The sequence below is a fragment of the Acinetobacter sp. YH12235 genome (assembly GCF_013417705.1).
GTDB lineage: Bacteria > Pseudomonadota > Gammaproteobacteria > Pseudomonadales > Moraxellaceae > Acinetobacter.
Map to the genome: position 1 here is coordinate 44,945 of NZ_VPDL01000017.1, position 12,449 is coordinate 57,393.

At 45.5% G+C, this 12,449-nt stretch carries 10 protein-coding genes; 2 read left to right on the top strand and 8 right to left on the bottom strand.

The genetic code is table 11. The features are described from left to right. Window positions 1-89: 89 nt before the first annotated feature. The 6 genes from rlmF to FTV13_RS10190 form a co-directional block, all read right to left on the bottom strand. Entirely contained in the window at window positions 90-1,064 is a 975-nt protein-coding gene (rlmF, locus tag FTV13_RS10165) for a 23S rRNA (adenine(1618)-N(6))-methyltransferase RlmF (protein WP_180011940.1), read from the bottom strand. Window positions 1,065-1,286: 222 nt separating this feature from the next. Further along, entirely contained in the window at window positions 1,287-3,326 is a 2,040-nt protein-coding gene (ligA, locus tag FTV13_RS10170) for an NAD-dependent DNA ligase LigA (protein ID WP_180011942.1), read from the bottom strand. A gap of 96 nt (window positions 3,327-3,422) precedes the next feature. Then, complete coding sequence (locus tag FTV13_RS10175; protein WP_180011944.1) at window positions 3,423-4,418, bottom strand: cell division protein ZipA C-terminal FtsZ-binding domain-containing protein; 996 nt, start codon at window positions 4,416-4,418, stop codon at window positions 3,423-3,425. Window position 4,419: 1 nt separating this feature from the next. After that, entirely contained in the window at window positions 4,420-7,872 is a 3,453-nt protein-coding gene (smc, locus tag FTV13_RS10180) for a chromosome segregation protein SMC (RefSeq protein ID WP_180011972.1), read from the bottom strand. Between the two features lie 11 nt (window positions 7,873-7,883). Beyond that, window positions 7,884-8,579 carry a GntR family transcriptional regulator gene (locus FTV13_RS10185; RefSeq protein ID WP_034170647.1) on the bottom strand — a complete coding sequence of 232 codons (696 nt, stop codon included), beginning with the start codon at window positions 8,577-8,579 and terminating at the stop codon, window positions 7,884-7,886. A 194-nt stretch (window positions 8,580-8,773) separates the two neighbouring features. Next, on the bottom strand, window positions 8,774-9,577 hold the full coding sequence (locus tag FTV13_RS10190) for a sulfite exporter TauE/SafE family protein (protein WP_004783347.1): 804 nt from the start codon (window positions 9,575-9,577) through the stop codon (window positions 8,774-8,776). A gap of 27 nt (window positions 9,578-9,604) precedes the next feature. Between FTV13_RS10190 and FTV13_RS10195 the strand changes: the two genes are divergently transcribed. Both FTV13_RS10195 and FTV13_RS10200 read left to right on the top strand, forming a co-directional pair. Continuing rightward, window positions 9,605-10,360, top strand: coding sequence for a biotin--[acetyl-CoA-carboxylase] ligase (locus FTV13_RS10195; protein WP_180011946.1), 756 nt, complete (start codon window positions 9,605-9,607; stop codon window positions 10,358-10,360). A 14-nt stretch (window positions 10,361-10,374) separates the two neighbouring features. Then, window positions 10,375-11,115, top strand: coding sequence for a type III pantothenate kinase (locus tag FTV13_RS10200; protein WP_166136712.1), 741 nt, complete (start codon window positions 10,375-10,377; stop codon window positions 11,113-11,115). On the opposite strand, the gene FTV13_RS10205 is transcribed toward FTV13_RS10200, so the two are convergent. Both FTV13_RS10205 and FTV13_RS10210 read right to left on the bottom strand, forming a co-directional pair. After that, window positions 11,069-11,674 carry an alpha/beta hydrolase gene (locus FTV13_RS10205; protein ID WP_180011948.1) on the bottom strand — a complete coding sequence of 202 codons (606 nt, stop codon included), beginning with the start codon at window positions 11,672-11,674 and terminating at the stop codon, window positions 11,069-11,071. The two genes, FTV13_RS10200 and FTV13_RS10205, sit on opposite strands and share 47 nt — an antisense overlap. Window positions 11,675-11,811: 137 nt before the next feature. Beyond that, entirely contained in the window at window positions 11,812-12,387 is a 576-nt protein-coding gene (locus FTV13_RS10210) for an alpha/beta hydrolase (RefSeq protein WP_180011950.1), read from the bottom strand. Window positions 12,388-12,449 lie beyond the last annotated feature (62 nt).

Here is a 12,449-nt window from a genome sequence, read left to right on the forward strand (position 1 = left end):
CCGATTTTTTATGGTGTCTGTCAGATTAAATTTGAGCTACTACACCGACTTATGCGCCCACAAGCTCACTATTCCTGCATAAAAACAAGCTAAGCAGAAGTCCAACGCGCATTTTTCCACGCTTGCTGTTGCTTTGTATCTAGAAAAGTCCAAGCCACAAAACGACTCTCTTTTTGCCCCTGCGTCATTTTAATAGTTTTTACATCCACTGCACCGCACTTACGCAAGGTATTTAACAGCATAGGCAATGTGGTTTTCTTAGAAACCAGTGTACTAAACCAAAGACATTGCTCAGCAAACTGTGTGCTCTCTTGTACCATTTGGCAAACAAAGCGTTCTTCTCCACCGTCACACCACAGCTCGTTCTTTTGTCCACCAAAGTTTAACACCACTTTAGACCGATCAACCGGTTTGCCAAGTTTGCGTAATTTTTGCGTTGCTGTGGCATTTGCCTCATCTTGTGAAGCATGAAATGGTGGGTTACACAGGGTCAAATCAAAACGATCTGAAGGTTTAATCACACCTTTGAAAATATTGCTCGGTGTCTTTTGCAATCGAATCTGAATCCCCTTCCTGAGATTTGGATTTGCCTCCACAATAAATTGAGCACTTTTAACCGATGCCGAATGAATGTCTGAGCCAACAAATTTCCAACCATAACTACGATGCCCAATGATCGGATAAATACAGTTCGCCCCTACCCCAATATCTAATACGTGAACGGCGTGTCCTGTTGGAATTTGGCCGTTATTATTGTCACTTAACAGGTCAGCCAAATAGTGAATATAGTCGGCTCTACCCGGAATCGGTGGGCAAAGATAATCTTGAGGAATATCCCAATATTGAATGCCGTAAAAATGCTTGAGCAATGCTTTATTGAGCATTTTCACAGCCAGTGGATCAGAAAAGTTGACTGAAAGATCGTTGTATTGATTCAGGCTGACAAAAGGTGCAAGTTCCGGACAACTCTTGATCAGCTGAGGAAAATCGTAACGACTGCGATGCAGATTTCGTGCATGTAATTGCGATTTTTGTTGCGGAAAAGATTTCTTTGCTTGCGCCATGTGTATGCCAATCATCAAAGGGAGAACAGAATCAATCAGGCAGGATCTATACCTGCAAATGAATCTATTGTACGTGAATTCAACTTACATTACCGAACCCGTCCTTGTATTTGTCTATCCTCCCCTCTCATTCACCTATAGTTTTGAACTAGCAATAAAAAAGACACCTTAAGATTCATCATCCTGGGTGTCTTTTTTATTTGAGTCATTGTTTAGAGCTAATTATTCTTCGATTTGCCCATGCTCCTTCATCAAAGCAATAAATTGCGCTTCATTGATCACGGGCACACCGAGTTTTTCTGCTTTATCGAGCTTAGAACCGGCTTTTTCACCCGCCACCACGCATTTGGTCTTGCTAGAGACACTGCCACTGACCCGTGCACCTAAGGCTTGCAGTAATTGCGTCGCTTCATCACGTCCCATAGAGCTTAAAGTTCCAGTCACTACCCAGCTTTCGCCATTCAGTGGTTGGCGCGTTGGTGCAATTGGCGCATCCCAATGAATACCGGCAGCCAACAAGCGATCCAACACTTCCAGATTATGCGGTGCCTGAAAGAAATCAACAATCCACTCTGCTGTAATATCACCAACATCCGGTGTTTTCTTTAAAGCGTCTACATCAGCACTACGTAAAGCGTCGAGAGTCTGGAAAGTATTGGCCAGCATACGTGCTGTCGTTTCACCTACACCGCGAATCCCGAGCGCATAAATAAACGCTGCCAATGTAGTTTTCTTGCTGTTCTCAATCGCATCCAGTAGATTCTGAACGGACTTTTCACCCATTTTTTCGATTTGCAGTAATTGCTCACGATGCTCGTGCAAGTGATAAATATCCGAGACATCTTTCAAAAGATTGAGATGTAACAGTGACTCCACCCAGCGATCGCCCAGACCTTCGATATCCATAGCCTTACGCGAAACAAAGTGACGGATGGTCTCGATACGCTGCGCCGCACAATACAGTTCACCTGAACAGCGTGCCAAGGCTTCACCTTCTGGCATGACCACAGGAGAATCACACACTGGACAGTTCTCTGGCAAATACACTTCTACCGCATTGGCAGGACGGAATTCTGGCCAGACTTTTTCAACCTTAGGAATCACGTCACCACTACGATAGACACTGACGGTATCCCCGATTCTTACATCCAGACGGTGAATTTCACCAATATTATGCAGGGTCACATTGGAAACCGTCACACCGCCCACGGCAACCGGATTTAAACGTGCCACAGGGGTCAACGTTCCGGTACGGCCCACTTGCCAGTCAATATTTTCAACAGTGGTCAATGCAGCCACTGCTGGGAATTTATAAGCCGTTGCCCAACGTGGTTCACGGCTCAAGAAACCCAGTTTTTGTTGCTGTTTAAGGTCATTGACCTTAATGACCATACCATCGATTTCGACACTAAGCTTTGAACGTTCTTCAATGATCTGCTCGTAAACCTTTTGCACTTCCTGGATGCTACTGCAGATAAAATGCCGCTCACCCACAGCAAAGCCAAACTGCTGTAGCCATTCCAGACTGGCTGACATCGTGGTTTCACCATGATGCGGTACACACTGGGCAATCCCATAGGCATAGAAAGCCAAAGGTCGAGAAGCTGCAATATTCGGATCAAGCTGGCGTAAACTGCCGGCCGCGGCGTTACGTGGATTGGCAAAGGTTTTTTCACCTTTCGCTGCATTGGCCGCATTCAGGCGTTCAAAGCCGGATTTCGGCATTAGCACTTCGCCACGCACTTCCAGTAATTCTGGAATCACGCCATTCACTGGAGACAGGAATTTCGGCAGGTTACGAATGGTTTTGACATTCTGGGTAATATCTTCGCCAGTTTCCCCATCACCACGAGTGACACCACGAACCAGTACGCCATGTTCATACCAGAGGGATATTGCCAGACCGTCAAATTTCAGCTCAACATCGTATTCAATCTTTTGATTGGGTAAACGCTCTTCAATACGGCGCGCAAAAGCAAAAAGGTCATCCTGATTAAACACGTTGCCCAAAGACAGCATTGGCACCGCATGCGTTACGGTCAGAAATTTGGAAAGTGCCTGACCACCTACTTTGACTGTCGGTGTGTCTGGCTGCTGTAAATGTGGATATTGTTCTTCTAAAGCTTTGAGCTGATGAAAGAGCTGATCATATTCACTGTCTTCAATCGTAGGTTGATCCATCACATAATAAGCATGATTATGCTTGGCAATCAGTTGAATCAATTGACGCATTTGCGCAATGACAGTGGCATCTTGGGTCATAATTTCACCATAAAAAAGGGCGGAAAATCCGCCCTATACAATATTCAGCTTTTCGCTATTATAAAAATCGGATTCTGCAGATTCAATATTGGAATATTAAACTTCTGCAGTCTGTCCAGCACGATAATCAATCGCCTGATGACGCCAGAATTCACGTAATTGCGGGGTCATTTCCTGCTGGTTCTGATCATAAACCAGACCATCCACTTCACGCGCAATCAGACGTGAAATGCTGTCCATGGTATCGAAAGCATTCTGTACATCGCTATGCGGTAAAGCCAGGAAGAATGCCAGACCTTTCACTTCTTCAGTCGACAGGGTTTCTAGGTCAAAACCTTCCATACCGGTATCTGCCATACGTAATACTGAAAATAGCAGTTTCGAGCCATCTTCACTATAACGATGGAAACATGCCAGCTCACCATAACGCAGACCATATTTCAGTAAAACTTTTAAAGTTTTCTCGCCTGAAAGAGCTCGGCCTTGGGGATAAACATGCAATGAAATAATCGTTTCAGCATTAGCCAGCGAACATTCTTCATCCACAATTTTTTGCTCATGTAGATGTGCATCGAGAATACTGCTTTCATCATTGAAGTCAGAAATTTCAGCTTTCTCAATATTGCTATTCAGGCTAAATTCGGCGGCTTTAGGCTCTTTTGCTGTTTCTGCTACTTCTACTGTTTCAGGCTTGCTTTCTTGTTCAGCTGACGTAGTGTTTTCTTCTGTTTTGGCTGCTTCCTCTGCAACCACCTGTGTATCGAGCGGACTTGCTGCTTTGGTTTCGGGCTGGACGGTTTCAGTCAAAGTTGGCTCTACTTTGGCTGCTTCTTTTTGTTCTGCCACAGGTGCAATGTTGTCTACTGCTTCTTCATTCAGGCTCGGTTCAACACGTGCAGCTGCCGGACTTTCGGTTTTAGACAGTTGAGAACGTACATGCCTCGGAATAACCGGAGTCTGGCTGTCAGGATCAATATGAAGATCCGCATCCAGTGACGGTACAGCCTCCGCAGGTTTTTTCAAGATCAGTCTTATGCCGAATAGCATAATCACAATTGCAATAACAATCCCGATAATTGTGGTGATTTCCATGTTATACCTCCGCAGCTAAGCCGTATTCTTTTGCCTGTTCCAAATTTACTGTCACTAATTTTGAGGTTCCCGGTTCAGGCATGGTTACACCTAAAAGATCAGTCGCCATCATCATTGCAAGTTTGTTATGGGTAATATAAATAAATTGCACTTGTTCAGAAAGCTCTTTGACTAAATTACAAAAACGTCCCACATTGGCATCGTCCAGCGGTGCATCCACTTCGTCCAATACACAGAATGGTGCCGGATTTAAGCGGAAAATTGCAAAGACCAGTGCTAATGCGGTTAAAGCTTTTTCACCACCAGAAAGTAATGCCAGTGAACTGTTACGCTTGCCCGGTGGGCGAGCCATCAGTTTTACACCCGATTGCCATCCATCTTCAAGACTTAAACTCGCTTCACCGCCCTCAAATACTTTCGGGAACAGGTTTTGTAGCTCGGCATTGACCTGATCGAAGGTATTCATAAACAGCTTACGGGTTTCCTGATCAATACTTTTCATTGCTGCCTGCAGCTGTTCAACGGTATTTTCCAGATCCTGAATCTGATGGTTGAGTTCATCATAGCGTTTCGAAACTTCTTCATACTCTTCAGAAGCTGCCAGATTCACTGCACCCAGTTTATCGAATTGAGCCTGTGCTTTTTCCAGTTTAGCCTGATGTACTTTTACATCAATATTTAGCCCTGAAATTACTTCACTATTCAACTCTTTCAGTTGTTCTGAATAATGCTGTAAATCAGATCTGGCAGCTTGCCAAGCCAGACGTTTGGCTTCAAGTTCAGTACGCAGTTGTTCATCTTGCTGCTGGAAAGTATGGCGCTGCTCAGTCAGGTGCTGCTGCTTGCTCTGGATCTGATTCAGCTCGATCTGCCAGTCTGCCCAGGTTTTTTGCAGTTTTTCCGTGATCAGTGCCTGTTCATTGAACTGGCTCTGTAAAGCAGGTAATTCCAGCTGTACCGGATCGACAAACTTTTTGGCCTGTTCTATTTGCGCAATAATCTGTTGATATTGCTCTTTTAAAAACAGCTGGTCTTTTTCCAGCAGTTCAGCCTGCTGCTGACTTTGTACCGTTTGACGGCGCAGTACTTCTAATTCCTGCTGCGCCTGCTGAGTGACTAGCTGTGAGTCTTCCAGCTGGGCATTGAGTTCTTCCAGCTGGAATTGCAAGGTTTTGTAATTTGGCAGTGCCTGTTCCAGTTTCAGATTCAGCGCATGCAGATCAATCTCCAGATCATCTTTCTGCATCGCATCTTCTTCCAGTTGCTCGTCCAGTTGCTGTAACTGGTTCTGCAATTGCTGTTTCTGTACTGCAAAGGCCTGTGTCGCACTCTGGACTTTAGCAATATTCAGATCAAGCTGTTGTAACTGCTTTTGTGCCTGCTTCTGCTGCTCATTGATGCTCTGAATCTGGCTCTGTAAAGCTTTCACTTGAGCATTTAACTCAGGAAGCTGTTGCTCTAGATCTGCGAATTTTGGTTCAAGCTGAATCAGTTGCTGCTCGATTTCATCCAGACGAATACGATGACTCAGTGCTCCTTGTCCCGCCTGACTGGCTTCATCATAGTCCAGTGCAATCATCCAGTCGGGTCCGACATGATAGCCATCCAGACTTAAGATCGACTGGCCTGTTCTCAGCTGAGTTTGTAAACCAAGCGCCTGTTTAAAGTTCTCAGCTACGGCCACCTGTTGCCAGAGCGAATATTGAGGCGCTTCAATCCAGTCTGCTAAACAAGGGAGTCCATCAAGCTGAATATTATCCTGTGTCGTCTGAGCTTTGAGCTGGCGTGCACTATTTTCCAGAAAATGCTCAGTTTCTTCTAATACTTGTGCAGAAAGCCATTTCGCCAGGAACTTTTCAATCAAACTGGCATAAGCTTTGGCCTGTGGATTCAGCTTCAGCACTTGCATTAACTGCACCGCATCCGCTTTGGCGTTTGGATTGGCTTTGGTCAGTAACTGGCTCAGGTTTTTGCGTTCTGAATGCAGTACCTGAATTTCTGATTTCAGCTGCATGAGCATTTGCTGCTGACTTGCCTGTTCTGCCTGTAGCTGCTCAAGCTCAGTTTTCAGTGTTTTGAGTTGAGCCTCAAAGCCAGTGATTTGCTGTTCAGTTTCAGCTCTATCAGTCTGATACTGTTCCAGCTCATCTTGCTGCGCCTGCTGCTGAATTTGTGCTGCCTGCTGTTGCAAGGTTTCTTCTTGCTGTTCAATCCGGGCAATATTTTTAGCCAGCTGTTCACTTTGCGCCAGCATTTGCTGTTTACGTTGTTGCTGTTGCTCAACCTGGGTTTTAATTTGAGCAAACTGGGCAGCAATTGTGCCTTGCTGGGATTTCAGATCAGTCAGACCCTGGTTTTGTTCCTGACTTTGACCTTCCTGCTGCTGCAATTGTGCAGTCTGATCTTCGAGTTGTTGATGCAGGGTGTCCAGTTGCAATTCAATCAGCTGTAAACGTTCTTTGGTTTGTGCTTTTTGTTCTTCCAGCTTCACCAGACTGCTTGAGTTCTGCTGCAATAAGGACTGCTTTTGCTGCAGGGTCATTTCCAGTTCGCTGAGCTTTTTCTCAGCCTGTTGCCATTCAGTTTGTAGCGGTGTGGACTGTTGAATCAAGCGCTGGAACAGTTCACTGGTCGCTCCCAGATCATGCTCAACAGTAGTCAATTCAGAACGTACCAGCTTAAAATTCTCGCCCAGCGTATTCATCTGCACAGTATATTCTTCTTGCAGACGCTGGCTCTGCTCACACTGGAACGACAGGATTTCAATCTTGATGGTACGGATCTGGCCTTCCAGTTCCTTATATTGAATGGCAGTTTCTGACTGGCGTTTCAAGGTTTTAAGCTGAGACTTGAGTTCAGAGGCAATATCTTCCAGACGCGACAGGTTCTGCGTCGTGTGATCCAGATGCAGCATGGTCTCGCGGCGACGTGCCTGATAACGGGAAACCCCTGCAGCTTCTTCAATAAAAACCCGCATTTCTTCCGGCTTGGCATCTACCAGACGGTTAATCATGCCCTGTTCAATAATTGCATAAGAACGCGGCCCCAGACCGGTTCCCAAGAAAATATCGGTAATATCACGACGTCGGCATTTAGTGCCATTCAGGAAATATTCAGACTTGCCATCACGGTTGACCTGACGACGCACTGCCAGCTCATTATAGGCATTATACGCACCGCCCAGCTTGCCATAAGTATTATCAAAACGCAGTTCTACACTGGCGATGCCCACCGGTTTGCGCTTGGCTGTTCCGGTAAAAATCACATCCTGCATGCTGCCACCACGCAGTTGGCGTGCACTGGACTCACCCATCACCCAGCGTATGGCATCAATCACATTTGATTTACCACAACCATTGGGTCCCACCACTGCAGTCCGGTTATCCTTGAAGTGTAAGGTGGTACTGTCAGCAAAAGATTTGAAGCCTGAAAGTTTTAAACTGCTTAAACGCATAGTGTCCTGATTTAACGTCGTGAGCGTCTGGCCCACGCGAGTTCAATTTGTTTCATCCGTGTCAGAGATTCCAACACAAGGTTGCGCAAGTGTCGACAAAAATCTTCCATAAATAACGTCGCCTGATGGGATTTACGAATTAAAATCGCTTCCGTCACCAGTTTAAATAATTCAAAAGATTCCTGTAGCTCACGTCTTGAAATATTCAGGGTCAGAAAATAGCTACGGCGTAAAGATGGCAGCAGTTCCTGATAGTAGCGCATCAGGTAAAGATTACCGACCATCTCCTGTTGCTGGGCCATGCCCTGAAAGATCAAATCATAAAACTTTTCGATATGGCCTTGGCGGGTTTCGGCTTCCAATTGTTCTAATAGTAGCTGAATGCGCTCTGCCTCATGACTGCGCCAGGTCTCTGCCATGCGATGTACCATCTGCCCCAGCAATAAAGAGGTCAGGTCAAACAGGGCACGAACCTGCATGGCCGACATTTCCGAAACAATGGCGCCACGACGCGGGAAGATTTCAATCAGCTGGGTACGTTCAAGCAAGAGCAAGGCTTCACGGACTGATCCCCGACTGACGTCAAGTTCCGATGCAATTCTGAGTTCCTGGATGCGTTCGCCTTCAACCAGTTCACCCCGGATAATCTGTTCACTGATATGCTTGGCAATCTGTTCAGACAAACTGTGTGCTTCTTGTTGTTGCATACTGTTCCTGTCTTATTTTTATTGATGCAAGTGCAGTCATTCTGGATGACTTTTCAGTTATTAAACGGCTTTTTTTCAGAAAATACTTTGACATTGTCAGACAATCTTGTGTCTATACAGCCAACCCAGTCAAAGAAAAAGGAGAATAGTGACCTATTCTCCTCAAAAAATTTAGCTGATAAAAAATGAGTAGTTCAGGCAGTAAAGCCTTGATAGATAAAATACAGACCAACTGTAGTCAATAAGGCCGCAAAACATTTTTTTAATAGAACTGGTGATAATAAATGCGCCACTTTTGCACCAAATTTTGCAGTGATAAAACTCATCACACTAATACCAATAAACGCATAAATATGAATATAACCAATCGTATTTGGTACTTCGACTTCAGCTTTCTGACCAAACCAGATGAAACCTAAGGCACCAGCCACTGCGATCGGCAAACCGCAGGCAGCAGAAGTGGCTACTGCTTTCTGGATGACGACACCACAACGATTCAGGAAAGGCACAGTCAAACTGCCGCCACCAATCCCGAATATGGCCGATGCCACGCCAATGCCACCACCCGCTGCCAACTGTAATGCGGCTGAAGGCAATTTCTGATTCGGATCAACCTGATAATGCGCGCCTCTAAACATTCTGAATGCAATCCAGACTGCAAAGAAGCCAATCAGCAATTGCAGGCCTTGGCCCGATAAATAATCTGCAATTCCAGCTCCCAAGAATGAGCCAATGACCAGGCCGGGTGCCAGATTACGCACTACATCCCATAACACTGCCCCTCTCTGATGATGTGCCATCACCGAACTGATTGAGGTCACAATAATTGTGGCCAGAGAAGTTCCGACTGCCATATGCATAATCACGCTTGGATCGTACTGGAGCTGGGTAAAAACAATGTACAGAATTGGCACGATAATCAGACCACCACCAACGCCAAACAGGCCTGCGGCAAATCCTGCAATTGCACCAATCAATAAATATATGATTAACTCCATAACGACATTTACCACGTTTAGATTCAAATGGATGTAGAAACTCGCGAACTGCAGCAACGTTTAAGTCAAGCAGGCCAACTCCCTGAAGTGTTGCTGATCAAGCCGATCACCACATCGACCAATGATGATGTCCGGGAACTGGCAACCAAAGGGGTACAACAGGTACTGGTGTGTAGCCGCGTGCAAACCCAAGGACGTGGACAGCGTCAACGTCAGTGGATTTCTCCTGAGGGGAACATCTATTTAAGCACATTGCTGCATACACAAAAAGCAATCGATGGTCGTCTGGCGCTGGAAATTGCGTTAAATATCCTGCAAATGCCAAGTCTAAAAGGACTGGACTTGCAAGTGAAATGGCCCAATGACCTGTACAGCCTGCAGGGGAAATGGGGCGGCATTCTGATTGAACCGATTTCGACCCAACAGGTGGTGGTTGGTGTCGGGATCAATGTCAGTCCACTCACGGAAAGCATTCCAGACCAGCAGGTGACTTCTCTGACTGAATTGGGACTACCGCATGCTTCACGTGTAAATCTGATTGCCGAGTTGTATCTGGCTATTCAACAAGCGGGTGAATGGTTTAATTATGGCAGTCAGAATCTGCCAGCACGGTTTAACCAATATGCCGCATTTTTCCAGCAAACAGTTGAATTTACCGATATTCAAGGCCAATATTCCGGAACTTTCCTCGGCATTCAAGACGATGGTGCGGTCATTATCGAAACGGATGCAGGTACGCAGACATTTTATCAGGGGCAACTCCGTCTCAAAAACGGCGGCTGAACAGGCATCATTCAATGAAAAAACTATGGCTGGATATCGGCAATACACGACTCAAGTACTGGATTACGGAGCAGAACCAGATCATTGAACATGCTGCGGAAATGCATTTGCAATCCCCTGCCGACTTACTTCTCGGTCTGATTCAGCATTTTAAGAGTTTGGGCTTGCATCAGGTCGGAATTTCTTCCGTGCTGGACAAAGCAAATAATACCCGAATTCAATCGATTCTGACCTGCCTGAACATTCCTGTAGTTTTTGCCAAGGTACAGGCACGCTATGCCGGTTTGATCTGTGGCTATGATGATCCTTCCCAGCTTGGGATTGACCGCTGGTTGCAGGTGCTGGCCGTTGCCAAGTCGACCGAGCAAAATTACTGTGTCATCAGCTGCGGGACTGCCCTGACCATTGATCTAGCCCAAGGTCAGAAACATCTCGGCGGTTATATCCTGCCGAATCTGTATTTACAACGCGATTCCCTGATCCAGAATACCAAAGGCATTAAAATCCCGGATGCAGCTTTCGAGGAACTCAGTCCTGGGCGCAATACCATTGATGCCGTACATCATGGCATTTTATTCGGTCTGCTCAGTACCATTGAAAAAGTACTGCAAGATTTTCCGGCACAGCTGATCCTGACCGGTGGAGATGCTGCACTCTTTGCCCAGCATCTCGAACGGTTTCAGCCTATTATTGAACCCGATTTATTGCTTAAAGGCCTGCAGCATTTTGCAGATCATTTGCCAGACACAGTTTAAGCAGCTCGAGCAACTTTGAAAAATCTGCATAGCCATCCAGCTTGTTAAAATGCCCTGCATTTTTGATTTCAAAAATCTGTGCATTCAGGCTATGGCCCAAACGCAACGAAATCGGTGCAGGCACATAAGGATTATTGCTGGAAAGCAGCATTACAAAACGTTTGGCGCCATGTGATAAATTGTTCAGATCTAGCTTTACTGCCTGCACCATTTTATTCAGTTCCGACCAGGCCACCAGTGGTGTATCAAAAGCTGCGACCAGCATTAGCCCGCCAATTTTCAACTGTGTACGGTTATAGTGTTCTTCGAGAAACTTTAGAGCACTTAAGCCACCCAAGCCATGCGCAACAATGAAACTATGCTCATCCAGATGTGGAATCTGCAGTTTCAGGTTGTGCTGCCATTCTTCCAGATCAGGTTGAAAAGGATTGGCCAGCATGATCCGTTTGGCCTCGAACCCGGCGTCTTTGATCTGCCGGCTTAACCACGGATACCAGTGGTCATTTGAGGTCGCCTGATAGTCAGGCACGATATAGACTTTCTTCGTTATATTTTTCATAGCATTGTACTTATTATATTGAGAGCAAAATGCTCCGACAAAAATTAAGTTTTTAATTATTTATTAGCGGATGAAATTCAATATTCCTTATTCAACTTCATCCTGTCATCATTGAACCGATCTGTTCATCATCCTCCCTATTCAGTGGAAGATTGGATCAGATAAGGCTGAATCACTCGCCAGACTTCCGGCAGTTCAGTACAACCTTGCGAATTAATAAAATGTCCTTGATGCTCGGCACAGACTACAATTGCATCCAGACTTTCCGCTTGCTCCAGACTAAAGTCAGGCTGAACCCGATCATCACCTTCCGAATAAATCACTACACGTTCATCAATCTGACATTTTAGTAAATCAAAATCTACTTCAGCAGCGTCAATGAACGGATTAACTTCTTCCAGACGTCCCAGTCGGCCATTGAAACCGGCCACTAATACCAGTTGTTTAATTCTCTGATTTTTTAATTCGCGACTTAAATAATGTAATGCAGCCAGACATCCCAGACTATGCGCAATAAAAATACTGTTTTCGTCAATCCCGTCAATCTGTTCACGCATTTGCTGTTCCCAGACCTCCAGTTTTGGCGTAGTTGACGGGTCAAGTCTGAGTACTTTCAAGCTGACATGTTCCTGCTGGGCTTTTTCCTGAATCCATGGAAACCAGTTTTCTTCAGGACTTGCGGTATAGCCATGCACCACAATCACTTGAGTCATTAGATACATCCTTCTATATTATTTTATTTCGAATGTTTTCGAGTCTGCCTGATTTTTCTGGA

What these genes read in the sequence shown, in the direction of transcription:
- rlmF (WP_180011940.1), bottom strand. Translation starts at nt 1,064, where the DNA reads ATGGCGCAAGCAAAGAAATCTTTTCCGCAACAAAAATCGCAATTACAT.
- ligA (WP_180011942.1), bottom strand. Translation starts at nt 3,326, where the DNA reads ATGACCCAAGATGCCACTGTCATTGCGCAAATGCGTCAATTGATTCAA.
- FTV13_RS10175 (WP_180011944.1), bottom strand. Translation starts at nt 4,418, where the DNA reads ATGGAAATCACCACAATTATCGGGATTGTTATTGCAATTGTGATTATG.
- smc (WP_180011972.1), bottom strand. Translation starts at nt 7,872, where the DNA reads ATGCGTTTAAGCAGTTTAAAACTTTCAGGCTTCAAATCTTTTGCTGAC.
- FTV13_RS10185 (WP_034170647.1), bottom strand. Translation starts at nt 8,579, where the DNA reads ATGCAACAACAAGAAGCACACAGTTTGTCTGAACAGATTGCCAAGCAT.
- FTV13_RS10190 (WP_004783347.1), bottom strand. Translation starts at nt 9,577, where the DNA reads ATGGAGTTAATCATATATTTATTGATTGGTGCAATTGCAGGATTTGCC.
- FTV13_RS10195 (WP_180011946.1), top strand. Translation starts at nt 9,605, where the DNA reads ATGGATGTAGAAACTCGCGAACTGCAGCAACGTTTAAGTCAAGCAGGC.
- FTV13_RS10200 (WP_166136712.1), top strand. Translation starts at nt 10,375, where the DNA reads ATGAAAAAACTATGGCTGGATATCGGCAATACACGACTCAAGTACTGG.
- FTV13_RS10205 (WP_180011948.1), bottom strand. Translation starts at nt 11,674, where the DNA reads ATGAAAAATATAACGAAGAAAGTCTATATCGTGCCTGACTATCAGGCG.
- FTV13_RS10210 (WP_180011950.1), bottom strand. Translation starts at nt 12,387, where the DNA reads ATGACTCAAGTGATTGTGGTGCATGGCTATACCGCAAGTCCTGAAGAA.